23 protein-coding genes are annotated in these 25131 nt (G+C 44.2%); 5 read left to right on the top strand and 18 right to left on the bottom strand.

Features of this window, described 5'->3' with window-relative positions; translation table 11 throughout:
• Positions 1-36: 36 nt before the first annotated feature.
• The 5 genes from IE130_RS04640 to IE130_RS04620 form a co-directional block, all read right to left on the bottom strand.
• The gene (locus IE130_RS04640; protein WP_189582311.1) at positions 37-621 is read right to left on the bottom strand and encodes a TetR/AcrR family transcriptional regulator; all 585 of its coding nucleotides are present in this window, start codon (positions 619-621) and stop codon (positions 37-39) included.
• A gap of 211 nt (positions 622-832) precedes the next feature.
• A complete protein-coding gene (yghU, locus tag IE130_RS04635) occupies positions 833-1690 on the bottom strand; it encodes a glutathione-dependent disulfide-bond oxidoreductase (RefSeq protein WP_189582308.1) in 858 nt (285 codons plus the stop codon).
• A 29-nt stretch (positions 1691-1719) separates the two neighbouring features.
• A complete protein-coding gene (locus IE130_RS04630; RefSeq protein ID WP_189582305.1) occupies positions 1720-2403 on the bottom strand; it encodes a glutathione S-transferase family protein in 684 nt (227 codons plus the stop codon).
• A 133-nt stretch (positions 2404-2536) separates the two neighbouring features.
• Positions 2537-3799: an MFS transporter gene (locus tag IE130_RS04625; RefSeq protein ID WP_189582302.1), complete on the bottom strand. Its 1263-nt coding sequence runs from the start codon at positions 3797-3799 to the stop codon at positions 2537-2539.
• Positions 3800-4307: 508 nt separating this feature from the next.
• The gene (locus IE130_RS04620) at positions 4308-5225 is read right to left on the bottom strand and encodes a LysR family transcriptional regulator (RefSeq protein WP_189582299.1); all 918 of its coding nucleotides are present in this window, start codon (positions 5223-5225) and stop codon (positions 4308-4310) included.
• Between the two features lie 161 nt (positions 5226-5386).
• On the opposite strand from IE130_RS04620, the gene IE130_RS04615 reads away from it, so the two are divergent.
• Both IE130_RS04615 and IE130_RS04610 read left to right on the top strand, forming a co-directional pair.
• Entirely contained in the window at positions 5387-5842 is a 456-nt protein-coding gene (locus tag IE130_RS04615) for a DoxX family protein (protein WP_189582296.1), read from the top strand.
• 194 nt (positions 5843-6036) lie between these two features.
• Positions 6037-7134: an L-dopachrome tautomerase-related protein gene (locus IE130_RS04610; RefSeq protein ID WP_189582293.1), complete on the top strand. Its 1098-nt coding sequence runs from the start codon at positions 6037-6039 to the stop codon at positions 7132-7134.
• A 420-nt stretch (positions 7135-7554) separates the two neighbouring features.
• Here the strand turns inward: IE130_RS04610 and IE130_RS04605 are convergent, their stop codons facing one another.
• Positions 7555-8358, bottom strand: coding sequence for a 3-hydroxyacyl-CoA dehydrogenase (locus IE130_RS04605; RefSeq protein WP_264997165.1), 804 nt, complete (start codon positions 8356-8358; stop codon positions 7555-7557).
• Positions 8359-8623: 265 nt separating this feature from the next.
• On the opposite strand from IE130_RS04605, the gene IE130_RS04600 reads away from it, so the two are divergent.
• The 3 genes from IE130_RS04600 (at position 8624) to IE130_RS04590 (ending at position 11887) form a co-directional block, all read left to right on the top strand.
• Complete coding sequence (locus IE130_RS04600; protein ID WP_189582590.1) at positions 8624-9865, top strand: efflux RND transporter periplasmic adaptor subunit; 1242 nt, start codon at positions 8624-8626, stop codon at positions 9863-9865.
• A complete protein-coding gene (locus IE130_RS04595) occupies positions 9862-11115 on the top strand; it encodes an ABC transporter permease (RefSeq protein WP_227676125.1) in 1254 nt (417 codons plus the stop codon). Before IE130_RS04600 ends, IE130_RS04595 begins: the two co-directional genes overlap by 4 nt.
• A gap of 64 nt (positions 11116-11179) precedes the next feature.
• Positions 11180-11887, top strand: a complete 708-nt coding sequence (locus tag IE130_RS04590) for an ABC transporter ATP-binding protein (protein ID WP_189582290.1) — start codon at positions 11180-11182, stop codon at positions 11885-11887.
• A gap of 283 nt (positions 11888-12170) precedes the next feature.
• On the opposite strand, the gene IE130_RS04585 is transcribed toward IE130_RS04590, so the two are convergent.
• The 12 genes from IE130_RS04585 to urtA all read right to left on the bottom strand — a co-directional run bounded on the left by IE130_RS04585 (position 12171) and on the right by urtA (position 24974).
• Positions 12171-12857, bottom strand: a complete 687-nt coding sequence (locus tag IE130_RS04585; RefSeq protein WP_189582287.1) for a HupE/UreJ family protein — start codon at positions 12855-12857, stop codon at positions 12171-12173.
• Between the two features lie 117 nt (positions 12858-12974).
• Positions 12975-13628, bottom strand: a complete 654-nt coding sequence (gene ureG, locus IE130_RS04580) for an urease accessory protein UreG (RefSeq protein WP_189582284.1) — start codon at positions 13626-13628, stop codon at positions 12975-12977.
• A 38-nt stretch (positions 13629-13666) separates the two neighbouring features.
• Positions 13667-14482 (bottom strand): urease accessory protein UreF, encoded by an 816-nt coding sequence (locus IE130_RS04575; protein ID WP_189582282.1) that lies wholly within the window; start codon positions 14480-14482, stop codon positions 13667-13669.
• Complete coding sequence (gene ureE / locus IE130_RS04570) at positions 14475-15029, bottom strand: urease accessory protein UreE (protein ID WP_189582279.1); 555 nt, start codon at positions 15027-15029, stop codon at positions 14475-14477. Before ureE ends, IE130_RS04575 begins: the two co-directional genes overlap by 8 nt.
• 74 nt (positions 15030-15103) lie before the next feature.
• Positions 15104-17236, bottom strand: coding sequence for an urease subunit alpha (ureC, locus tag IE130_RS04565; protein WP_189582275.1), 2133 nt, complete (start codon positions 17234-17236; stop codon positions 15104-15106).
• Positions 17237-17379: 143 nt separating this feature from the next.
• Positions 17380-17682 (bottom strand): urease subunit gamma, encoded by a 303-nt coding sequence (gene ureA, locus IE130_RS04560; RefSeq protein ID WP_010200554.1) that lies wholly within the window; start codon positions 17680-17682, stop codon positions 17380-17382.
• Between the two features lie 150 nt (positions 17683-17832).
• Positions 17833-18861: an urease accessory protein UreD gene (locus tag IE130_RS04555; RefSeq protein ID WP_189582272.1), complete on the bottom strand. Its 1029-nt coding sequence runs from the start codon at positions 18859-18861 to the stop codon at positions 17833-17835.
• A 29-nt stretch (positions 18862-18890) separates the two neighbouring features.
• The gene (urtE, locus tag IE130_RS04550; RefSeq protein WP_189582269.1) at positions 18891-19589 is read right to left on the bottom strand and encodes an urea ABC transporter ATP-binding subunit UrtE; all 699 of its coding nucleotides are present in this window, start codon (positions 19587-19589) and stop codon (positions 18891-18893) included.
• A gap of 65 nt (positions 19590-19654) precedes the next feature.
• Complete coding sequence (gene urtD / locus IE130_RS04545; RefSeq protein ID WP_189582266.1) at positions 19655-20644, bottom strand: urea ABC transporter ATP-binding protein UrtD; 990 nt, start codon at positions 20642-20644, stop codon at positions 19655-19657.
• Positions 20644-21714 carry an urea ABC transporter permease subunit UrtC gene (urtC, locus tag IE130_RS04540; protein ID WP_010200558.1) on the bottom strand — a complete coding sequence of 357 codons (1071 nt, stop codon included), beginning with the start codon at positions 21712-21714 and terminating at the stop codon, positions 20644-20646. Before urtC ends, urtD begins: the two co-directional genes overlap by 1 nt.
• A gap of 10 nt (positions 21715-21724) precedes the next feature.
• Positions 21725-23524, bottom strand: coding sequence for an urea ABC transporter permease subunit UrtB (gene urtB / locus IE130_RS04535; protein ID WP_189582263.1), 1800 nt, complete (start codon positions 23522-23524; stop codon positions 21725-21727).
• Between the two features lie 139 nt (positions 23525-23663).
• Positions 23664-24974, bottom strand: a complete 1311-nt coding sequence (urtA, locus tag IE130_RS04530) for an urea ABC transporter substrate-binding protein (RefSeq protein WP_189582584.1) — start codon at positions 24972-24974, stop codon at positions 23664-23666.
• Positions 24975-25131: the final 157 nt, after the last annotated feature.

Raw genomic sequence — 25131 nt, 5'->3', positions numbered from 1 at the left:
CCATGTAGATTTGAATAATACCTAACAAAAATCATCTTATAAAAACTGTTCGAATATACCATCAATATATCTGTCTACCGCTTCTGTATCATTACTTACTTGTGCATAAGTCCTCAAACCGATGAGTTGAATTTGGAAGTAGCGCGCCAGTTCGTTTGGATCTTTATCACTGCTTATTTCACAGTTATCGATGGCTTGCTCAAAGGCTCTAACAAAAGAGGTCTCCACACGTTCTAAAATGCTTGTCGCGTAAGCCAGTAACTCTGGGCTGTCGTTTTGTGTGAGCTCCGCGATGGTTTTGACCACCATGCACATGCCGCTGGGTGCAGTGCCTTTGCTACAGATAGTCACACTACGGACAAACCGCTTGAGGCCAGCTAGGACGGTTTTTTCTTGCGCAATGCCATTGGTAAGATTGACCGCCCCTTGCTCAGCATAGCGGTTTAAGGCTTCTTTAAACAAATTGTCCTTGTTACCAAAGGCGGCGTAAAGACTACCAGGGCGCATGTCCATGACCTCCTGTAAGTTTCTCATGGAGGTGGCGTGGTAGCCTTTTTCCCAATAAAGATTTTTGGCTTTTTCGATTACGTCATCACGATTAAACTTCGCTTGTTCACTCATCATGTTCACCTTAAAAGCTATTGTTTTATAAAACTGTTATCTTAAATTTTGGAAAACCAAGTATTATTGGTAGAGTTAATCTCAAACTACAAAAGCATAACCATTATAACGTGTTACTAGGATAACTGTTTCTTGCGTGCTGTGCCTATGTGCCTACGCCGACAGAGGCGATAAAAAATTATCCTAGCAGCACTGTATTGGTGCTAACCAGTTACTCCGGTTTTAGTGCCAACACTTTATCGATATCTGTCGCACTGTGACGGTTTTCCAGTTGTTCCCATGCTTCGCCCCACGTGCGGTTGACGATACGACCACGTTGTACTGCGGGACGCGCTAAGATAGCTTTTGCCCAACGCTGCACATGGGTGTAATCATCGACTTGCAAAAAGTCTTTTGCCTCATACTGATTGCCCAACACCAAGTTGCCATACCAAGGCCAAGTAGCAATATCGGTGATACTATACTCATCACCGGCAATAAATTCATTTTTTGCCAATTGCTTATCAAGCACGTCCAACTGGCGCTTGGTTTCCATGGTAAAGCGATTGATGGCATATTCAAATTTTTCGGGCGCATAAGCATAAAAATGCCCAAAACCGCCGCCCAAGTATGGGGCAGAACCATGTAACCAAAATAGCCAGTTAAAGACTTGGGTGCGTTTGCTGCCTGCTTTAGGTAGTAATGTATCAAACTTTTCAGCAAGGTAAAGCAAAATAGATGCCGACTCAAATACCATTTCAGTCTCTGAGACAGAGCGATCAACGAACGCTGGGATTTTTGAGTTGGGGTTGATATCGACAAAGCCTGATGAAAACTGATCGCCGTCGCCAATATTAATCATATGGGCGTCGTATTCTGCATCTTTGCCTAGCGCTAGTAGCTCCTCTAGCATGATGGTGACTTTTTGACCGTTGGGCGTGCCCATCGAATATAGCTGCAAATCATGCTTGCCGACTGGTAATTCTTTCTCATGGGTAGCACCGGAAACGGGGCGATTCACACTGGCCCATTTACCGCCACTCTCTGCATCATGCGTCCAGATTTTGGGAGGTACGTATTGGTTTTCCATTTTTATTATTCCTGTTTTTATATTCGAGGTTATTTAATATCTTTGGCGAAGTTTTGTGGATATAAGGCGCGTGCAGCTACGTCATCAAAATCTGATTTGAACTCAATGTCTTTGGCGATATTGCGAGCTTTATCAACCGCAGGACGAGTGTTTATACTAGCAAACCAACGTTTGAGATTCGGGTAATTGTCTAACCCTGCCTCGCCCAATACAAAGGCGGCCTTATCAACCCAGCCCCAAGCAGAGATATCCGCAATAGAGTAGGTGTCTCCAACCAAGTAGTCACGGCCTTCCATGTGCTTATCCAGCACTTCGTAATGACGCTCTGCTTCACGAAGGTAACGATTGATCGCATAAGGGTTTTTTTCAGGCGCTTTATGTCTGAAGTGTACTGATTGACCAGAAAATGGACCTAGGCCTGTCGCGACAAACATTAGCCATGACAGCATCTCGCCTCGGTCTTCTGGTTTTCCAGCAAGCTTGCCTGTTTTTTCAGCTAAGTACATCAAAATAGCTGTTGAATCAAAAACTCGGTGGCCATCGTCTTCGATAGCGGGCGCTTTACCGTTTGGATTAATCGCGCGATACTCAGGCGTGTGTTGCTCACCTTTCAAAGTATCTACCGGCATCAGCTCGTAAGCGAGGCCTGTCTCCATAAGATACAAAGCCACTTTCATTGGATTAGGCGTTTGGTGAAAATAAAATTTAATCATAATACTATCCTTAAAGGGTGAAAAGAATTTAGATGTCCGTCGCGTAGCTACAATAAACATAAATGAACGACCGTTCAAGTGTATTTTGACCAATTATTTGTTTTATTAAGGTCAACTGTAGCGATAATTTTTATTAAACAGACTTTTGTGGTCGTAATAATAAGGCGAGTCCAATCGCGACAAAAGCGGCAATGCCAGACATCATATAACTGATACTAAAGTCACCGGTAAGCTCTGCGAGATAACCTGCTGCCACTGGTCCGAGCGCCTGCCCACCCGAAAAAGCAAAAGTCAGCGCTGCAAGAGCACTTGCTGCCGCCGCAGGTCCGAAATAATCGCCAGCGGAGGCTGCCATAATGACAGGCACGCTCCAGACCACCAAGCCAAACAGAATGATGGACATATACAGTCCTAAAGTCCAATCGGTCAATCCGACCAGCAGATAAGCGATGGCCAGAAAGAAAAAAGCCAGAGCGAGCCCAAGACGTCTGCCAATGTGGTCAGAAATCCAGCCAAAGAGCATACCTGAAAAGACACTAAGCAGCCCAATCCATGCCCAGATACCACCTGCAGTCGCTTCGCTCAGTTGATATGAGCCAACCATGCTAGTCACGATAAAAGTCACGTAGACCATATAAGTGGCGCCATAAATAGCAAATATAATGCCCAAATGCACAAGCAGCTTGATATTGCTACGCTCTAGTTTTTTCTTATTCTTTACAGGCAAGGTTGGGGTGCGCCCAAAGGGACTTTGATTGACATCGTTTGGGTGGTTGCGAATCAAAGTGAAAGTAAGGCAAGCCACCACAACATTGATAACCGCAAAAATTAGCCAGCCTGTCTGCCAAGACAGTAGTGTGGAAACAGGCAGGAGTTTTGGGACGACAAAGCCAGACAAAATAATGCCAAACCCAGGACCAGCCATGACCAGTCCTAAAGCGAGACCACGGTGCGAAGGAAAAAACCAATGCGACATGACGCTCATCATAGGTAAAACCACGCCGCCACTACCAATACCAGTGAGCACATAAAGTGTGCATAGTAGAGGAAAGCTTGTGGTAAAAGCCATACCAAGCATGGAGGCAGCAATTAAGAGAAGGCTGGCCGTCCCAGTAGCTCGAGTACCAAATCGAGGTAGGATGAGCGGACTTAAAATAACGGCGACGAGATAGCCTATCAGGTTAGTAAACCCCAATATGCCGCTTTGAGTGTAGTTTAATTCCAAAGAAGCCGACATAGATGGCAACAGCATTCCAAAGGCAAATCGTCCTAAGCCAAGTCCGCAAAACATTGCCACAGCGCCTGTGGCAGCTACTATCCAAGCATAGTGTAATCCACCTAGTCTAAGGGGAGGCGTGCGACCTTGGTCTTCTTGTTGAATGATCCCATCATGCATTGTGATTCTCCGATAAGTGGAGAAGAGCAAATTTTTCGATCACAGTGCTCATGTTAGATAGATCGAATAAAGCGGTTATCTGGCTTAAAGTATTACCCATTTTACACACATCCTTTTGTGTTTAGGTCTCGTAGAATTTCCAAGCGACTGTGGCATGATCGTGATATAAGCAGCTTTTTCTGCTTCCTTAGCGACGGATATCGACTAGATCTCTCTAATCATCATCATGCACAATACAAATGAGTATAACTTTGCCTGAACGTTCGTTCAATAGGGTTTTACATAAGAAGCTAAATACTTCATGAATGACATAAAAAAATGCCAGAACATTTGAGGGACTGGCATTTTGATTACTACTTCTACGGTACAGTCTTCATACGGATGTCTTTCTACTATTACAGTAGTATTTTTCTTTGACATATAGATCTCTCAGTTGCTTGTTCGCGTTCAAATTTTCAAGGCAACCGTAAGTATTAATAAATCAGTGGTTGATCATTGAAGTTTTTAATCATTTCCTGCTGATACATTCATCCCAATATGGCGGTGTACCATAATAGTCTGCCATAAAATCAATAAAGCACCTGATCTTGTGAGGTAGCAGTTTTCTATGGGCATAGATGGCATATAACCCGATAGGGGTCGGTTCATATTCAGGTAGCACTATGACTAGCTTGCCAGCATTTAATGCTTTGCTAGCAATAAAGGTCGGTTGCAATACCAATCCAGCGCCTTCGATGGCTGCCTCTACCAATACGTCGCCATTGTTACTCCGAAAAACACTACTTTCCTTGAGTTGTTTGGCTTTTAGGTATTTGAAAACTTGTCCCTTAGTGTCTATATTCATATAGCTATAATGCAAATAGCGATGCGCTTCTAAATCCTCAAGTCGTTTAGGTGTACCGTGAATATTAAGATAGTCGGGTGATGCACATAAAACCACACGAATAGGTGCGATTTTTTTAGCAATAAGTGATGAGCTTTCAAGCTGTCCAATACGCAGTGCAACATCAAACCCTTCTTCAACAATATCGACTTTTCGGTCGCTTAGCTGTAGATCAACAGTGACTGAAGGGTAACGTGTTTGAAAGTCAGTGACCAATTTTGCCATATGCTTTAAGGCGAACGAGACGGGCGCACTGATTCGTAAGATACCTTTAGGGAGCTGCTGTAAACCGCCCAATTGCGCCTCCATTTCATCAATACTCAATAAAATCTGCTGCGCATGGATAAAATACTGGCTGCCAGCTTCAGTCACGCTTACTTTACGAGTCGTACGATTGAGCAGGCGAGTATGTAGCTGCTCCTCTAGTTTTGCAATATATTTGCTGACCAGTTGTGGTGAGAGCTGTGTAGTAGTTGCCGCCTTACTAAAGCTGCCCTCGTTCACCACCGCTACAAAGGTACGCATCGCATCGATTCTGTCCATATTACTTCCTACTACCAGTTAGTCATCGAAGAAATTATAAATGTTTTGTTGTTAATCATTCAATATTATCTATCTTACTCTTTTAATTTATTGATAGTAAAGTGTGTTCATTCCAATAGATCGAATAACTTTAAATAATAAACATGATGGAGTAATCATTAGTGAAAACGTCAATACTACATAAGGCTTTACTATCAAATGCTGGTGCAGCTGCTCTAATACTACGTGTACCAATAGGTTTGATTTTGGCCGCCCATGGCGCGCAAAAGCTATTTGGTTGGTTCGGTGGCAATGGGCTAGCAGGCACTGCGCAATGGCTGAGTAGCATGGGTATGGAGCCTGGTTTGCTAATGGCGATATTGGCAGGCGGCGCTGAGTTCTTTGGTGGTCTTGCATTAGTCTTGGGCTTACTCACACGACCTGCCGCACTGGTTGCTGCATTTACGATGTTAGTTGCGATCTTCTCTGTACATATCAGTAATGGTTTATTTGCCGCTGATGGTGGTTACGAATACGCCTTAGTCTTGATGGTCGCTTTGCTTGCTTTAGCCGTACAAGGTGGCGGTTCTCTTAGTATGGATAAAGCGTTATCAGAGAAAATAGGGTCGGTTAAATAACGATCGAAGATAAAACCTGCAAAAAATTGTGCTTTTTGAATCTCAATGTTGACACGTACCAGCGCTTTATTTGTCATTGAAATAAAGAGCAATGGGGTAATAGCTGATGGGTAATCAATCATAGCCAAGCAGCCCGTATTGTTTAATAGATAAAAAGGCTATCATAGGCCTCTTTAAATATTTGGGAATCAACGATGAAAAACATTTTTATTATTGGGTTAGCCACTATAGCCCTAGCAGGATGTAGTTTATTAAAGAGCGAAGCTATATCTGCTCCTCAAGTAAAAAATGAAGTGGCGACATCGGGACAGATAGAAACAGTAATCGGTTTGCCTATTCGGCCAGGAAATGTCATGGCTACTAGCGATGGTCGGGTGTTTTCTACCGTGCATCCGAACGATGGTGAACAGGGGGTGCAGTTATTTGAAGTGACTGGTGCCAACAGTTATAAGCCTTGGCCTTCAAATAAGTTTCAATCACCTAAAGGTCAGTACAGTGAAGCGACCATTGATACGCCACTAGGTATCACCAAAGATGATGCAGGTGGATTATGGATTGTTGATATGGGTCAGCACGTCGGTAAAACTCGTGTTTGGGGCTTTGATATTAAAACCGGTGCATTAATTAGCAAAATCGATATACCTACAGACATCGCACCAAAGAATAGCTTTGTGCAAGATTTAGTGGTTGATAGAAAGAACGGATGGATTTATTTGGCTGATATTCCCAATCCAGCTATTATTGCCATTGATATGAATACCAATGAAATACGTCGTTTTGGCAATCACGTCGCTTTACAACCCGAAGCTGACGCAAAAATGGTGATCAATGGCGTGGATATCATGCTAGGTGGGAAGCCGACAAATAATGGTATCAATCCGATCACGATGTCCGCCGATAATAATACGATTTATTTTGGCGCGATGAATGGTAAGTCTTGGTATAGCTTAGACGCGACCTTATTTAGAGCGAATGCCAGCGATGAACAGATTAGCAATAGCATTGTCCGTGTTGGTGACAAGCCCGTATCTGACGGTGCGACTACAGACAGTCACGGAAACCACTACTTTACCAACTTAAACGATAATGGCGTAGATGTGCTTGATAATAAAGGACAGCTAACATCGTTGGTAAGAGATAGTCGATTCGATTGGCCTGACAATGTGTCTTTAGATGCAAATGGATGGTTATATGTTGCAGTCAATCAATTACATAAAACACCACAGTTCACTGGCACTGTCGATCAAGGTCAGCCACCTTATTATATCTACAGAGTGTGGGTAGGTCGTTAATGTAGATACAGGTTATCTTGTTTAGGGAGTGTCTTCAATCTGAACGAAAGCGACTAAATGGGCTAAAAATGGCTAAATCTTGCCAAACTGCATCAAATAGCAGGTCAATATCCCAATATTATCTGCACTATTTTTCTTGCTTGGCTGCAATTTATCTCATTTTTATCACCATTTTCAAAATGAAGACACACCCTAGTAAACTAAATCATTTATTTTTGATGGAATATCAAAAACTATGCTGCGGAGAGAAAAGAAAGCTATTGCTGATAAGCCAGCTTGCAGAGCAAGGCAAACTGGTGAGTAAAAGCCGAATTTATAATCTATTTGTCATTTTAAAAAATCAGGATTCATAAAGGCAGGGTTTGGATAAGTATAAAATCCTTCGCCAGTCGCAGCACCCAGTTTGTTTTGATCGATCAACTAATCTTTTAGATACTTAGCGGCCTTGAATCTGACTGGGTTTTGAGTCGTTTCAGCGGCTAGTTTAGTGATGTTGTAGGCCGTATTGATACCTATGGTATCCAATATGCCAAATGGCCCTACAGGCGCGCCAGTCACTATCATCCACGTCTTATCTATTGTATGCGGATCGGCAACTTCTTTGGCTAGTAATTGCAGGCCTGCGTCTATGAAAGGCGCTAATAAACTGTTCATTATATAGCCGGGTTGCTCCTTATCCAGCGGTAGTGCCACCATGCCAATGGCGGTAGCAAAAGCAACAACATCATCAAATACTTTAGGATCTGTGCCAGGATGTCCCATGATTTCAGCGACATTATGCATCCAAATTTTATTGGCAAAATGTAGGGCTAAAAACTGAGCAGGTCGTCCCGTTGATGCTGCAAACTGGCTAGGGAGTAAGGTTGAGGTATTGGTAGCAAATATCGTTTTCTCTGGCGCTAGTTTGGCAAGTTTTTCATAGAATTCGATTTTAATTTTAGGGATTTCGGGAATGGCTTCAATCATTAGATCGGCATCTTTGACCGCTTCTGCTAGGTCTGAGGTATAGCTCAGATTTTCAAAGGTCTTGTCCAACTGCTCTTGCGTTGCTCCCAAATCTTTTCGAAATGCCTTGCTCATCAATGGAAACTTTGACTTTGCTTTTTCCAAAACCTCATCATTAATGTCATAGACACTGACATTAAAGCCATGGAATGCGGCTTGAAAAGCAATTTGATAGCCTAGGATGCCGCTTCCAGCGACCGTTACATTTTTATACGTCATTGTATTCATTTCCTAAAAGTAGTGGATATAAGTCGCTAGATAAATCTCTAAAACTTATAGACCTATTATTAAGTCAATTTACTTTATTATTCAACCTTCATTTCTATAAAAATATTAGGGTCGGTCCTCAATTAGTTGACCATTACATCTTGGTGATGGTTGAGTTTATTTATGATAAGTAATTCTTTCCGGTAATATTTGATAATAATCAAATTTAGCAGGTGCTACACTTAGATAGCTCTTTACTATGAACTGGAGAAACTCATTGCGCGCTATTCCTTATAAATCTATTGTTAGCGCACTATTACTCATAGCTGTCGCAGGTTTCTTAGTGTTTCGCTGGTGGCAAGGACCGCTGTTACCAAGCTATAAGTTATCTTCTATGCCTTTGGTACAGACGGTAGTAGCGACTGGACGTATCGTTGCAGTCTCACGTACTGAGATTGGTAGTGAAGTGGCTGGTGTGGTATTAGAACGACTGGTACAGGAAGGTCAGCAAGTAGCAGCTGGTGATTTATTGCTAGTTCTTAGCGCCGATGAAATTACCGCTCAAGTGCGTCAAGCAGAAGCAGAACTGGCAGAGCTGGTCAGTAGTAACCGTCCACAGGCAGCAGTGGATTTGGCCAATGCCGAAGTCGCATTGGCGCAAGCTAGCCGTAATGTCGAGCGGAGGCGTGAGTTAGCAGCCATCTCGGCCATTTCTGATGAAGAAATGGAGCAGGCAATCCAAGTGCAAAAACAAGCCCGTAATGACCTTGAAAACGCCCGCCTCAAAGCAAAGGCATTATCCACTGGTGGTGTAGAGGAGGACTTATTACGTGCCCGTATCGCAGCATTGCAGGCGCAGCTCAATAAAACGCAAGTACGTAGCAAAGTATCCGGCACTATCTTGACTCGTAATGTTGAGATAGGGGAGTTAGTACAGCCGGGTCAGAGCTTATTCACTATCGCTCTCGATGGTAATACTGAGATACGAGTACCGCTTGATGAGCGTAATTTATCAAGCCTAGAAGTTGAGCAACAAGCGGTCGCTATTGCTGATGCTTATCCTGATAAGCCATTCCCAGTACATATCAGCTTTATTGCGCCAAGCATAGATCCACAGCGTGGTACGGTAGAAGTGAGATTGGCTGTCGATCCTATACCTGAGTTTTTGCGTCAAGATATGACGGTATCAGTAAATATCGAAACGGATCGACGTGCAAAAGCGGTGGTGGTTCCTAATGATGCGTTAGCCAATGTCAAAAAAGACAATGCTGACGTTCTGCTATCACGCAATGGTCAAGTACAACGCCAGCAAGTGAGATTAGGATTGCGTGGGTTGTCAGCATCAGAGGTGCTCTCAGGTTTAAGCGCAGGCGATGAGATCTTGGTTGATGCCACTGCCTCACTAGCTGATGGCGCACGAGTTAGAACCGTTCAGCAAGCAGCCCCTTTTGCTAATACTGATGCTGACAAGATAACGACGGCAAATGATAAGAGCCAATCAGTGGAGACAGTCAATTGACGGCTTTTTTTGGTAGATTTTGGATTGATGCAAACATTGCCATCAGTTTTTTGCGCGAGGGACGAATACAGTCACTGATGATTACGTTGGGAGTGGCAATAGGTGTTGCGGTTATTATATTTATCACCGCATTGATTCAAGGATTGCAGACCAACCTTATTGATAGCACCCTTGGTAGTCAGGCACATATTCGCTTAGTATCGCCAGATGAAGTCAACCTAATAGCGCCGCCTGTTGATGATACGCTACAACTGATACAAGAGGACAAGCGTCCGCAGCGCCTGCGTTCAATCAATAATTGGCAGCAAATCACTGATACTTTAGATCAGCTGCCTCTCTTAACAGCAGTGTCACCAAACGTATCTGGGCCTGGTTTCGTACGGCGTGGTGAGGCATTAGAGTCAGTGATACTAGTCGGTACTGATCTGGAGCGCTATCAAAAAATCATACCACTCAGTGAGTATTTAATCAGTGGCGAGCTACGAGTGAGCGCAGATAATGTATTGATTGGCAGTGAGTTGGCTAAAAACTTGGGTGTAGAAGTCGGTAGCAAACTGCGCTTAGATAGCGGTCAAGATGATAGTAGTCGCGATAATAATTTCAATAACAACAGCGCTGTAGTTAATATCGCTGGTATATTCGAGCTTGGCGTACGAGAGCTCGATGCACGCTACGTTTATCTAGACCTAAAACAAGCGCAGTCCTTACTAAACTTGCCGGGTGGTATCACCGTTATTGATTTGACTGTTGAAGACATCTTTGAAGCAGAGGAGATCGCTGCGCAAGTTGGACGTTTGACCTCGCTGCAAGCAGAAAGCTGGATAAAGACCAATGCCCAACTGCTGAGTGGTCTCACTGCTCAAAGCCTATCTAGCAACATGATCGTAGGTTTTGTAGCGATCTCAGTGGCTTTTGGCATTGCCAGTGTGTTGTCGGTCAGTGTGGTTCAGCGTACGCGAGAAATTGGTATTCTACGAGCAATGGGTGCAACCCGACAGCAAATTTTGCGAATATTCTTGATTCAAGGGGCTGTATTTGGTTTGTTAGGCTCGATTGTCGGTAGTGGCGTCAGCTATGTATTGGTATGGTCTTTTAATACCTTTGGACCCAATATATTTACGATCCCAATATCGATAAACTTGATCTTAGTGACTATGTCGTTAGCAACGCTAACCGGTATTATAGCCGCCGCTATTCCAGCGCGGCGAGCAGCGGCACTTGATCCCGTGGTGGCTATTCGCTATGTCTAACAATGATTCCACAGACACTCTTAACAGCCGTTCTACTAATTTTCTTAATAAGACGTCAACCCTTATGTCCAGACAATCTCACGAAGTCTTGCGTTTAGAGGCGCTCAAAAAGTCTTATAACATCGGTCAGCCTAATGAGATTGAGGTGCTTCACGGTATTGACTTAACTATTGGTACTGATGATTTTGCAGCCCTGATTGGTCCTTCAGGCTCAGGTAAAAGTACTTTATTAAATGTGCTAGGGCTATTGGATCAGCCAACTAGCGGTGAGCTGTATCTGTTGGGTCAAGCAACCAGTGCTATGAATGATGCTGGTCGCACCGCTTTGCGCGGCAGTAGTATCGGCTTCGTGTTTCAGTTTCATCATTTAATTCAAGCTTTCAGTGCCTTAGATAATATCTTGATGCCTCTAACGCTAACACAGGGTCGTCCAGATAAATTCGCTATTCAAAAAGCGCGCGAGCTGCTAGCAGCGGTTGGTCTAGAACGCTTTGCTGACAGCAAACCTAACGAGCTCTCAGGTGGACAGCAACAGCGTATCGCCATTGCTAGAGCGCTTATAACTGAGCCTGCATTATTATTAGCCGATGAGCCTACGGGTAATCTGGATACCGTTACGGCCGGAGAAGTGTTCGAGCTTTTCCGAAAAGTCCATCAGGAACGTGATTGCGCAGTATTGCTGGTTACTCATGATCCGCGCTTGTCAGCATCCTGTGATCGAACGATTAACTTGGTTGATGGTCGTATTGATAGTGATACGTTGAATAATTAAAAAATGTAGGGTCTGTTCCACATTTGAATGTTCAACAGACCCTAATATTAGCGGCGTGCTTGATTAGATAAGTAACCGCTCATCATTACAATTCTTAATAAGAAAATTCAACCAATTTTATCCTACCATCATAGAGGAAGTTTTTATGAAACTACAATACGCAAATCTCCCAAGTTAATGTCTATAGATTTGAAAGCATAGGTCAATGTTATCGAAGATTATTATGATAGATTATTAGCATTGATAAGCGATGATTAATAAAGCTGCTAATATTCTGCCAAAACTAACTCAACAGCACACCGCATAAACCGACAACAGCTATAACACGTTGAATAATCAAGCTGTCTTGCAGGTGAGTGTTTAGATAGGTAGCAACCCCTTTGCCGACAGTATATAGACTTAGCATGGCAACAATCATACCGATAAAGAAGCCAGCAGTATTACTGTTGGCAGGAACTTCAATGGCATGTGCCGCACCATGGAACATAGCGAGTGCACCAAAGCCAACGATGGCTAAGTTATGCCATGTGTTTACTGATGCTTCGTCGCTTTGATTCGGTGCATGGTTAAAGTAGCGGCTCATAAGTGCTAGGGTTAATAAGACGATAGACAGTAGGATACCGAATTCAATAAACGTGCGGTTAAGGCTCACACTTAAACTCAACGCAAACCCTGCTACCAAACCAATGGCTAATGAGGTAAAGCCTTTTTTGAAGCTGTGCATTTGGGTAAATAGCAAGCCCATGCCCAGTGCTAGCATCAGATGGTCGAACCCAGTCAAAGGGTGCAACATACCAGACAACATTGAGTTGCTAAACGAGCCCTCTGCTACTATCAAGCCATGGCCTGGGTGAGCAAATGCCAGTGTCGGTAGCGTTGCCAACCATGTTAGCAGTGCTAAGCCACTGACCATTGCCGTTTTGTTAGTCAGGTTTTTACGTGTCATGGATTGTGAGGTTTTTATGGTCATGATAAATCCTTAATGTGTAAGCTAATCGATATGATCACTGTCTGATAATCTGCTTATCATTCAGTAGTTTGCAGAACCTCTATTTATGCCATAGCATGTGGCATTACAGGCATGGTCTTACGCTATGTTTATCATGCCTTTATCAAGGATAAAAGCAACGATGTCATCAACGCCTTCACCCGTTTTCATGTTGCTAAAAACCACAGGCTTATCGCCGCGCATTTTTTTGGCATCACGTGCCATCACCTCAAGTGACGCGCCTACGTAAGGGGCAAGGTCGGTTTTATTGATAATGAGCAAGTCCGATTTCATGATACCAGGGCCGCCTTTACGAGGGATTTTATCGCCTGCCGAGACATCAATGACATATAGCGTCAAGTCGGACAATTCAGGGCTAAAAGTTGCTGCCAAATTATCGCCACCAGACTCGATGATAATAAGCTCAAGACCTGCAAACTGCTGCTGTAATTCGGCGATGGCAGATAGGTTAATCGAGGCATCTTCACGGATGGCAGTATGCGGGCAGCCGCCCGTTTCGACACCGCGAATGCGCTCAGCTGGCATGGCCTCATGACGCGTTAAAAATTCAGAGTCTTCTTTGGTATATATATCATTGGTCACTACTGCCATATTGACGTTATCGCGTAGGCGTTGACACAATCTCAGCGTTAATGCCGTTTTTCCTGAGCCTACAGGGCCACCAATACCTAAGCGTAGAGGAGAGAGCGTCGTGTCTGAATGTTTGTTTTCGACTTTGGGTGTCAGTGCCATAAATAAAGTTCCTCAATAAGTGTTTGGGTTATCAGCGATTAAGAGCGAAATAGGCGGCTATATTGCCTTTCATGCTGGCAAGACAGGAGCGCTAAATTTGGTAGGTTAGCGGATATTTGTAACTGTTTATAAAGTAGATTTAGCCTTGATATCGCTATGTCAGAGCTATCTGCCATTAACGGCAGCCTTTGAGCGTACAAAAAGCTTTGCTCGACGCGAGCAGCCAGTGGCTGTACTTGTTGGCTTAGTAGCTGTTGCAGCTGCCAAATGATTCGCTGTCCTGCCATTTGTCCAAGCGGTACAGTCTTGACCGCAGCCAGCACCATATTTTCGATTTGACCAAAGGCGTAAGTGGTCATGGCTTGTACAGGGTTAAATTGCCAGTGCGAGCTAATATGGGCAAATAGTGGCAAAAACCCATGGGCGAGTAAGCTATCAGGTACATTGAGCTCAAGGACATTATCAAGCCATGCGGATAAAGACAGAGCCAATTGACTTGACTCATAGACGAATTCTTTGGTTTCGCGGCTAGCGTGGTAATCTGCACCTAAAGCATCAGCAAGTGCGACGTCCTCAATCATAAGGGCTTCAATAATGAGCGCTAGTAGCGGTAGCTCATAACGACATAATGCCAGCTCTAGATAATCACTCATAAAATCCATGCTACTGCTTTCATCATGAATAAGCCCTGACTCAATAGCAGGTTCTATGCCTTGCGAGTAGGTATAACTGCCAATAGGTAAGTTGCTTGACGCCAGCATGAGCAAACGTCCGGTCACATCTGCATGATTCAAATAATTCATACCTTGTGGTGTACTAGCAGGATGCTGGGAGTGCGTGGCATGATTAGTCATGAGAGTTGCCGTGGGTGTGTGAATGGTCATGGTTTTGATTGTGATGACTATGATTATGACCATGGGAGTGAGAGAGTCCGCCTTGATTGCCTTTATAGGCACCCGTCTCTGGCTCAAATGGCGCTTGTACGGTTTGGGTATGTAGGCCAAGTTGATGTAACATCGCTTCTAAAACATGGTCAGGCTCAAAGTAGAGGGCAGTAGGGGTCAGCATTAAAGGCACATGGCGGTTGCCTAAATGGTAAGCGCCTTTCATAAGGTCAAAATCATTATCGGCAGTCACTTCGATTAAAGCTTGCTTGGCAGCCATAATCTGTATTAAATTACCTTGATAGTCTGCTAGCACACTGCCATTCTTAATGGTTTCCGTACGTGGCAAATCAACACCAATGGATTCTTGATGCTGGGTTTCTGCTTTAAAACGGCTACGCTGACGGGTATCGAAATCTAAATATAAAAAGTTTTCTGCCTGTTTTTGCCTATCAATAATCGCCTGTTGTTCAGAGTTGAGGGTTGATGGATCAAGGCGTTGCGTATAAATGTTCATAATTATATTTATAGTCCGTTAAAGTAGATTATTCACAGCTGATGGGGAATTATCAGCACGACAATAAAAAGCAGCTAGAATAAAAAATAGCGCTGTGCCATTGGCAGATGCTCGGCAGGCTCACAGGTCAGTAGTTCGCCATCGGCATACACTTCATAAGTCTCAGGATTGACCTCCATCTGAGGACAGTAGCTGTTAAACTTCATGTCTTGTTTGCGTACCTTGCGAATGTTGTGTACCGCTTTGATGACCTTTTCTAACCCTAATTGCCTATCAACACCCTTATCAATAGCCGCACTTGACATAAAGGTGATGCAAGTCTGCGCTACTGTCTTGGGGAAGCTGCCAAACATGCTGCGATAGTGCACAGGCTGCGGGGTAGAGATAGAAGCATTGGGGTCACCCATAGGTGCCGCTGCAATCAAACCGCCTTTTATAATTAAATCAGGCTTGACACCAAAAAATGCAGGCGACCACAACACTAAATCTGCCCATTTTCCCAACTCCAGTGATCCTACTTCATCACTAATGCCATGGGTAATGGCAGGATTGATGGTGTATTTTGCGAGGTAGCGTTTGATACGAAAGTTGTCATTGCCGCTATCAGAATCCGTAGGACTTAGCATGATATTGTCTAAGGACTGCTCGGTTTTAGCTGATTGATCAGGAGCAAGGTGACCACGCTGGGCTTTCATCTTATCAGCCGTTTGCCATGTGCGAATAATGACTTCTCCCACGCGTCCCATGGCTTGCGAATCACTACTCATCATGGAGATGGCGCCCATATCTTGTAAAATATCTTCAGCGGCAATGGTTTCTTTACGAATACGGCTTTCTGCAAAAGCGACATCTTCGGCAATGGCTGGGCTTAAGTGGTGACAAACCATGAGCATGTCGAGATGCTCGTCAATGGTATTGATGGTGAAAGGGCGTGTAGGGTTGGTTGATGAGGGTAAAACATTGGTTTCGCCAATAGCTTTTAAGATATCTGGAGCATGACCGCCGCCAGCGCCTTCGGTATGGAAAGTGTGGATACAACGGTCTTTAAACGCGCCAAGAGTGCTATCTAAATAGCCACTTTCATTTAACGTATCAGTATGAATAGCCACTTGCACATCATATTCTTCAGCCACGCTAAGGCAGTTATCAATGGCTTTGGGCGTGGAGCCCCAGTCTTCATGAAGCTTAAGCCCGATAGCACCCGCTTCAATCTGCTCAACAATGGGGGCAGGTAGACTAACATTGCCTTTACCCAAGAATCCGATATTCATCGGAATAGCATCAGTGGCTTTTAGCATGCTGTGGATATGATAGGCACCAGGCGTACAAGTAGTGGCAAGAGTGCCTTCAGCAGGCCCCGTGCCACCGCCTAACATTGTGGTTACACCAGACATCAATGCCGTCTCACATTGCTGCGGTGCAATGAAATGAATATGACTATCGATACCGCCAGCAGTCAAGATTTTACCTTCTCCTGCGATAATTTCGGTAGCAGCGCCAATAGGTAACGTCACGTTAGGCTGAATATCAGGGTTGCCAGCTTTACCGATGCCACTGATACAACCCTCTTTGATAGCGATATCTGCCTTATAGATACCGCTGTAGTCCACAATCAGAGCATTGGTAATAATAGTATCGGCAACTTGCTCACCCAGCAGCTGTGACTGACCCATGCCATCGCGGATAACCTTGCCGCCGCCAAATTTAACCTCTTCACCAATGCTAACACTATCAATATCAGGCTGGTGATCAATATGACTGGTCAAATCATACTCAACCTCAAGCCATAAATTTGTATCTGCCAAGCGTACTTTGTCCCCTGTGGTAGGGCCAAAATGTTCGGCATAGATACGTCGGTCAATGCGTTTTTTCGAGGTATTCTGAGAGGTTTTAGGGTCTACAACGCCCATGACTTTGCCCGCAAAACCATAGATATGCTGTCTACCTGAGATGGCAACCAGCTCCACTTCGCGCGTTTGTCCCGGCTCAAAGCGTACCGCAGTGCCAGATAGGATATTGAGTCGATAGCCAAGCGTCGACTCTCGATCAAAGCTCAGTGCTGCATTGACTTCATAGAAGTGATAATGAGAACCGATTTGAATAGGGCGGTCGCCTGTATTGATTACTGCTATGGTTTGAACGCAGCGACCAGCATTCAATGCCATATCGCCTGCTTTAATCTTATATTCGCCTGCTTTCATCGTCATTTTTATTATCCTTAATCGTCTTATCGCATTAGCTACAATTTAATTTTAAAGCGTTTTTCGTTTTATACCATTTTACTAGTAGGTTACATCGTTTCTTAGTGCGATTTATTACTAGAGCAGAGACATCGCCATACACAAGCAAGTTATACGATGGGGTTATGTACCGTCACCAGCTTAGTGCCATCGGGGAAAGTGGCTTCAACTTGGACATCATGTATCATCTCTGCGATGCCTTCCATGACGTCATCGGCAGAGAGATAAGTGGCTCCTTCACTCATCAGTTGCGCCACGGTTTTGCCATCACGCGCGCCTTCCATCAGTAGCATGCTGATATAAGCGATAGACTCAGGATAATTAAGCTTGACGCCACGATTTTTACGACGTTCCGCCACCATACCGGCTGTAAATAGTAAGAGTTTATCTTTCTCTGTAGGATTTAATTGCATAAAGCTTCCTTAATAATTATTGTGCTTTAAAGGCTATTAACCGTTTTTAATCTTCATAAAGTAAATGTACTAAGTTAAATGTACTAAGTAGAGTCATTCTGGTTTGGTTCAGCATTGTTCAGGGATGAGATTAAGTGGGAGCACATGATACTAAGTGTCCCAAATTCTCGGTCGATGAGGCTCAAGCGCATACCATTTAGACCTGATAAGCTCGCGAATTTGGTAAAAAGCTTCAAAGCAGGCACGCACATCTGCCCCTAAATAACGGCAATTAATACCTTGAAAATTATGAGTACAATAAATAGGTAGTGACTGCGTATCAATGAGCTGGCGTATCTCGGTAATAGTGGCATCTAAATACTGACCAAGCTTGAGCGGATTATTCTGTAGTTCTGGCGCAATGACCTCTATACTAGGTATTGCCCAAAAAGAGCCATGCACATGTTGATTGTTCAGTCCTAACGGTGATGTAAACCAGCGCGTATTGGCTTGCTGGGAGGTGCACTCACTGACCAATAAATTACTCTCACGCCATATCTCTAAGCGGTTGGCATAATGACCATTAGCAAAAGTCTCTTGATACGCTTGACGTCCGAACACCGCAATATCCCAAGTCAGCAAACTTGCCGTTTTAGCCAAATAAAAGCGGTTATTGGCAGTAGAGATAGAATGATCGTAATAAATGCTTTCTTGTGGTAGCCATTCAAGGACAGCATAATCATCTAGGCGGGCGTCGATATGTTGTTCTGCGCTGACGGTATTGTTGAAAGTATTGTCGATAATATGGGAACAGGAGTTATCATAAAGGGGATGGTCGGAGTCGTTGCTGTTTGTCGCTTGAGTACCGTTGGTAAATTTTGATGAGTCGCTAGGTTTAGAGGATCGCAATGACTTGCGTTGTCCGTACCATTTTCCGGCTCCAGGGGTGGTAATCACCGCGTGACTGTTAGATTGTAGATTAAATGCTAACGTCAAGCGGTCATCATCGGCAATACCAGCAGGAGGATACAAAACATAAATATGGCAAATCCCTGTTTGACTGTTATCAGTACTGTCAGGCTCAGGATAAAGCGCGCGCTGCACCATGAGTGCGCCAGTGTGGGCACGATGACACAGCCGAGTTTTAGCAGTATTAGAGGCGCAGTCGAAATGGAGCTGTAGTGAGGATTGCCAAGTCAAAATTGTGTTTCCTTTTAGAAAGTGTCCTTTTAGATTGCCACCAATTCTTGAATATTATTTTTTGCCATGTCACATCCAGATCCATGAGCAACGACTTGTCCACGAGAGAGCACGGTATAGTTATCGGCAAGTTCTTCTGCAAACTCATAAAATTGCTCGACCAAAATGATGGCCATATCGCCTTTATCAGCAAGACTACGAATGACTCTACCGATGTCTTTAATAATTGACGGCTGAATGCCTTCGGTAGGCTCATCGAGTACCAGCACTTGAGGTTCAGAAGCAAGCGCACGCGCAATAGCTAACTGCTGCTGTTGACCGCCTGATAGATCGCCGCCGCGACGATGTTTCATCTCATCAAGTACGGGAAATATATCATATAAGTGTTTGGGTACTTTACTTGCTTTTCGTTGAGAGAATTTTGCCATACCAATTAGAATGTTTTCTTCAACGGTCAAGGTGGAAAAGATATCGCGTCCTTGCGGTACATAAGCGAGTCCTGCGCGTACACGCTGCTCGGGCGTCATCTTACTAATATCTTTACCGTTTAATAAAATTTCACCTGATTTGATCGGTAGGATACCCATCAAGCATTTAAGCAAGGTGGTTTTACCGACGCCATTACGACCCAGTACCACGCTACATTCTCCTACAGGGGCGGCGAGGGTGACATCACGTAAGATGTGACTGCCACCGTAATATTGATTTATGGCATTGACTTCTAACATATAAATACCTTTATTCTTTTTTAAACCAAGTATAAGAGCTACTATTTATTATCGACCTGAATGTATCATCGACCTAAATAGGTCTCAATAACGGCCTCGTTGTTCTGTACTTCGCTCAACGTTCCTTCAGCCAAAATAGCGCCATTTGCTAAGACCGTTACTGTCTCACTGATGGCATCAATGAAAGTCATGTCATGCTCAACCACGATTAAAGTATGATTCTTTTTGAGGCGCAGACATAACTCAGCGGTATGTTCGGTTTCGGCATCTGTCATGCCTGCCACTGGTTCATCAAGCAAAATAAGCTTTGGTCTTTGCATCAACAACATCCCAATCTCTAGCCACTGTTTTTGACCATGAGATAACAGTCCTGCTGGCTTGTTAATCAGATCTTTTAGGCGTATTTGATCAAGCGTTGAGTCAAGCGTATCTTGGATTTCTGCGTCAATACGAGTAAACCAGCTTTTTGACACTCGCTTATCCTTTGGCGCGGCCAGCATTAAGTTATCAAGTACAGTAAATTTCTCAAATACGGTAGGTTTTTGAAACTTACGACCAATGCCTGCTTCCGCGATTTCTTCGGTAGATAGTTTGGCTAAATTATGTATTTGACCGAAAAATGCACTGCCTTTAGTAGGACGCGTTTTGCCCGTAATAACATCCATTAATGTCGTCTTACCTGCGCCATTAGGGCCGATGATGCAGCGTAGCTCGCCTGCCTCAATGTATAAAGATAGATCATTGAGTGCACGGAACGAGTCAAACCACACGCTAACGCCTTCTAAATACAGCGCAATACCATGTCTCATATCCGGCCCTGATTTGGGAACAGGATGCGCCAAGCCTCCGCTATCTCCGCTATCTCTGCTATCTCCGTAATCTTCAGTCAGAGTAGTGACTGGTCGGGTAGGCGTGTTTTCTGCGACCGTTATGTGTGGTGTATTTTTAGAGTTTTTCATTGGATTATTGATACTAAGATTGTTTTTAACAAGCGCATCGTTATTAACTTTTTGGGAAGTAGCAACATTAGAAGTAGCAGCATTAGTTATTAACATTATTCTTTTTCCTTTTTAAAACGATCAAGTACGCCAATGATGCCGTTAGGGAGAAATAAAGTAACCACCACAAATAATCCACCTAGGATAAGCAACCAAAACTCCGGATAGGCGACGGTAAAATAAGTCTTAATCGCATTGATTGCACCTGCGCCTACGATAGCACCAATGAGTGAACCTCTGCCTCCCGCAGCTACCCATACTGCCATCTCGATAGAGTTGACTGGGTTCATCTCGCCCGGATTAATGATGCCAACTTGCGGTACATATAGAGCACCAGCGATACCAGCAATGACTGCAGACAATACCCAAGCAGAAAGCTTGTACCAAAGCGTGCGATAGCCTAAATACTGCAAGCGATTTTCACTATCACGAATGGCACCGAGCACGCGCCCATAAGGCTGGCTCATCAGATAGCGTAGTCCAAGATAGGACAGTAGCAGCGCTAAAGCAGTCGTAAAACACAGTACAGCTCTCGTTGAAGAGGCAGTGATGTCATAGCCTAGTAGCGTGGTAAAACCTGTGAAGCCATTATTACCACCAAAGCCTGTTTCGTTACGGAAGAATAATAAGGCTGCCGCATAGGTCATGGCTTGAGTAATAATCGAAAAATAAACCCCTTTGATTTTTGAGCGAAAAGCAAAATAGCCAAAGATGAAAGCGACCAAACCGGGAACTAATACCACTAGAGCCATCGCCCACCAGAAATGTTGAGTGCCTGCCCAATACCACGGCAGCTCGGTCCAACTTAAGAAACGCATAAAGTCTGGTAAGCCCGTGCCAGCAGTTTCACGCGTCAAGTACATGCCAAAGGCATAACCTCCTAGCGCAAAATAAAGACCATGACCTAAGCTTAGAATGCCAGCATAGCCCCAGACCAAGTCTAAAGCCAGTGCTACCATGGCGAGCGCCATTATTTTGCCAATCAAAGTTATCCAGTAAGCAGACAGGTGAAAACTAGAGGTTTCGGGTAATAGATGGAGCCAAGGCAGTATCAGTAGCACTAAAAAACACAAACCAATCAAAATGGCATTACGTGGGGAATCAGATAATAATTGAGTCAAACGCATGAGGTTCTCCTTAATCCACAAAACGGCCTTTGAGGGCGAATAAACCTTGTGGACGTTTTTGAATAAACAAAATCACAAGAACCAGTAATACAATCTTAGCCATCACAGCACCAATGCCGATTTCAAGCACCGTACCACTGACACCAAGACCTAAAGATGCCAAGACCGCGCCCCATACTTGCCCAACACCGCCAACCACGACGACTAAGAACGCATCAATAATATAAGTTTGACCTAAGTCGGGTCCGACATTGCCTACTTGCGCTAAGGCACAGCCAGCGAGACCTGCGAGACCCGAGCCAAGTCCAAAAGCCAACATGTCGATACGAGCAGATGAGATACCCACTGCACGTGCCATTTGCCGGTTTTGAGTGACAGCGCGCACAAACAACCCAAAGCGAGTCTTGTTAAGTAAGTACACCAGTAGCATAAGAATAATGATGGTAAAGCCGATAATAGCGATACGGTTGAAGGGAAGCACAAGGCTCGAGGACACTTGATAGGCACCGCTCAACCAGTCGACATTGCTGACTTCGACGTTTTGCGCGCCAAATATCATCCGAACCAACTGCATAAGAATCAGACTGACACCGAAAGTTGCCAGTAAGGTTTCAAGCTCACGACCGTAAAGCGGGCGAATAATGATTCGTTCGATAATCATGCCGATAATGGCACTGACTAAGAAAGCGACGGGTATAGCAGCAACCAGATACCATCCAGTCATACTAGGAAAATACGCCTGAAAGAGATTTTGCACCATATAAGTGGCGTAAGCACCAATCATAATGAGCTCACCGTGAGCCATATTGATGACCCCAAGCAGCCCAAAGGTAATGGCCAGCCCTAATGCCGCGAGTAGTAAGATACTTGCCGTACTAAGCCCCGTGAATAGATGACCTATCCAAGTACTGATAGTAATGCGCTGCTCAATACTATCCTCAGCGTCTAACAGCGCAGATTTGAGCACAGGATCGATATTATCTGCCGCCAATGCTTTTTTGACATCAACTAAGACTTGTGGACTATCGCTATCAGCAAGCACGGTAAGCGCGGCAATTTGGGTAGTGACGTCGCCATCTCTAAAATCAATCCTCGCTTGTAAAGTACTCAACGCCGTTTTGACGTCGTCGTCTTCCTCATTAGTGGCAGCAGTACTTATGAGTGCTGGATCTAGCTGTTCGATATTGTCCGCTAAGATGGCGACTGCCTGCACACGTTGCGTAGGATCGTTTGACTCAAGCTTAACCTTGGCTTGTCCAAAGACTAAGGCTGAGCGTAGCGTATTGGTCAAAGTCACTTGCGCCAAGTCACTCGGCCACTCGGTGGTCAGCTGCTTAGCAGGATAAGTAAATAGCTCATCTTCGCTGTTAAGTAGATAAGTTTGCCCACCATTGCCTTGGTATAGCTCATCGTTTTTTATCAGCTCAACTAAAGTATCCAAACTCTCAACTGATCCCGGCCACTGGTTGAGCATGGTTTGGCGCTTGGTGAAGTCAGCAGCAACGAACTGCTCGATAGCATCCCCTTTACTTACCGCAAGATCAGCAGGCGTAGTAAGAGACTGCTTGTTTTGAGCAAGTAAGGTGTCGTCTTGAGCAAGTAAGGTCTCTTCACTTACAGCATTGGATGTCGCTGCCACAGTATTAGTCGATAGTTTCTCGCCATGGCTGTGTACTACTGGCGTCTCGTGAGCATGGGCAGCTGATGTGATAGCAATGAGGAGGAGTAAAGATAGTAAGGCGATGATAAAAGTCTTATTAGAATAATTGGCTTGCGCGTCACTTTTATAATAGGAAGAGTAATGTGACATGATGGTTCCTTTTTTGCAGTCAACACTCCTCTAACCTCTACTGAAAAACTGTTTTATCAGTAGAGGAGCTAAAGGGTTGCTGGTATTGATACCATTAAGGGGCTAAGGGTTAGGGACTAAGGCTTGGGTTACCACAACCTTATTTAGGAATGTACTGACTCCATGGCTCAGCACGAATGACTTTTGGCGTTTTGCTGATCACATCGAACTGACCATCGGCACGGATTTGACCGATCATGACAGGCTTCCATAAGTGATGGTTTTCCTCATCCATTTTTAATGTATACCCTGATGGCGCGTCAAAAGTCTGACCTCCCATACTAATACGCACTTTATCGACATTAGTAGTACCTGCTTTTTCGACTGCTTGTTTCCACATATTGATACCCACGTAGGTGGCTTCCATGGGATCATTGGTCACGACCTTTTCAGCATTCGGTAGCTTATGATCTAGCGCATATTTCTTATACTTTTTAGTGAAGCCGCTGTTGACAGGATTTTTAACCGACATAAAGTAGTTCCATGACGCCAAATGCCCTTGCAATAAGCTGGTATCGATACCGCGAAGCTCTTCTTCTCCTACTGAGAATGCCATGACTGGGATGTCAGAGGCTTTAATACCTTGGTTGGCAAGCTCACGATAAAAGGGTACGTTTGAATCCCCATTAATGGTAGAGATAACTGCCGTCTTTTTACCAGTAGAGAAGCTTTTAATGTTGCCCACGATGGTCTGATAGTTGCTAAAACCGAAAGGGGTGTACTCTTCCATGATGTCTGTTTCAGCGATGCCTTTAGATTTTAAGAACGCACGCAGTATCTGGTTAGTAGTCCGAGGATAGACATAATCGGTCCCAAGTAAAACGAAGCGTTCTGCACTACCACCCTCTGGACTCATTAAGTATTCAACGGCAGGAATAGCTTGTTGGTTAGGTGCCGCCCCAGTGTAGAAAATATTTTTTGACTGCTCTTGACCCTCGTACTGCACGGGGTAAAACATAAGGCCATTTAGCTCTTCAACGACAGGCAGCACGGACTTACGTGACACCGATGTCCAACCTCCAAATATGACATCCACTTTGTCTTGAGTTAATAGCTGACGTGCTTTTTCAGCGAATAACGGCCAATCAGAAGCGGGATCTACGACGATTGGCTCTAGCTGCTTACCCAACACACCACCATTGGCATTAATTTCATCAATGGTCATGAGAGCAGTATCTTTTAATGAGGTTTCAGAGATGGCCATCGTTCCAGATAAAGAATGCAAGATACCAACTTTGATGGTGTCACCATCTGCCGCAGGGGTAGTAGTCGTCTCAGCTGTTTCTGTTTTTGTGGCTGTAGAATTGGTTTCAGCACTAGTTTCCGCAGGTTTCTGACAACCTATAAGGCTTAAGCTACCTACGACAGCTACTGCTAGTAGAGACAAACGTGATGTGAGTTTTGAGTCGATACGATAATTTGTACTTATAGGAGTAGCAGTGATAAGCGTTGGCAATAAAGACATGTATTTCTCCAAAAAGATAAAGTAGCAGCTTGGCAGGCCGAGTTAACAAACCATTCCTAACTGCTATTAATACTTCAATATTTATGCCATTCCAAAATACAAA

The sequence above is a fragment of the Psychrobacter glaciei genome, assembly GCF_014652895.1.
Lineage (GTDB): Bacteria > Pseudomonadota > Gammaproteobacteria > Pseudomonadales > Moraxellaceae > Psychrobacter > Psychrobacter glaciei.
This window is presented reverse-complemented; position numbering and strand designations above follow the sequence as displayed.

Coding starts and splice junctions, on each gene's coding strand:
- IE130_RS04640 (WP_189582311.1), bottom strand. CDS start 621: ATGAGTGAACAAGCGAAGTTTAATCGTGATGACGTAATCGAAAAAGCC.
- yghU (WP_189582308.1), bottom strand. CDS start 1,690: ATGGAAAACCAATACGTACCTCCCAAAATCTGGACGCATGATGCAGAG.
- IE130_RS04630 (WP_189582305.1), bottom strand. CDS start 2,403: ATGATTAAATTTTATTTTCACCAAACGCCTAATCCAATGAAAGTGGCT.
- IE130_RS04625 (WP_189582302.1), bottom strand. CDS start 3,799: ATGCATGATGGGATCATTCAACAAGAAGACCAAGGTCGCACGCCTCCC.
- IE130_RS04620 (WP_189582299.1), bottom strand. CDS start 5,225: ATGGACAGAATCGATGCGATGCGTACCTTTGTAGCGGTGGTGAACGAG.
- IE130_RS04610 (WP_189582293.1), top strand. CDS start 6,037: ATGAAAAACATTTTTATTATTGGGTTAGCCACTATAGCCCTAGCAGGA.
- IE130_RS04605 (WP_264997165.1), bottom strand. CDS start 8,358: ATGACGTATAAAAATGTAACGGTCGCTGGAAGCGGCATCCTAGGCTAT.
- IE130_RS04590 (WP_189582290.1), top strand. CDS start 11,180: ATGTCCAGACAATCTCACGAAGTCTTGCGTTTAGAGGCGCTCAAAAAG.
- IE130_RS04585 (WP_189582287.1), bottom strand. CDS start 12,857: ATGACCATAAAAACCTCACAATCCATGACACGTAAAAACCTGACTAAC.
- ureG (WP_189582284.1), bottom strand. CDS start 13,628: ATGGCACTGACACCCAAAGTCGAAAACAAACATTCAGACACGACGCTC.
- IE130_RS04575 (WP_189582282.1), bottom strand. CDS start 14,482: ATGACTAATCATGCCACGCACTCCCAGCATCCTGCTAGTACACCACAA.
- ureE (WP_189582279.1), bottom strand. CDS start 15,029: ATGAACATTTATACGCAACGCCTTGATCCATCAACCCTCAACTCTGAA.
- ureC (WP_189582275.1), bottom strand. CDS start 17,236: ATGACGATGAAAGCAGGCGAATATAAGATTAAAGCAGGCGATATGGCA.
- ureA (WP_010200554.1), bottom strand. CDS start 17,682: ATGCAATTAAATCCTACAGAGAAAGATAAACTCTTACTATTTACAGCC.
- urtE (WP_189582269.1), bottom strand. CDS start 19,589: ATGTTAGAAGTCAATGCCATAAATCAATATTACGGTGGCAGTCACATC.
- urtD (WP_189582266.1), bottom strand. CDS start 20,644: ATGTTAATAACTAATGCTGCTACTTCTAATGTTGCTACTTCCCAAAAA.
- urtC (WP_010200558.1), bottom strand. CDS start 21,714: ATGCGTTTGACTCAATTATTATCTGATTCCCCACGTAATGCCATTTTG.
- urtB (WP_189582263.1), bottom strand. CDS start 23,524: ATGTCACATTACTCTTCCTATTATAAAAGTGACGCGCAAGCCAATTAT.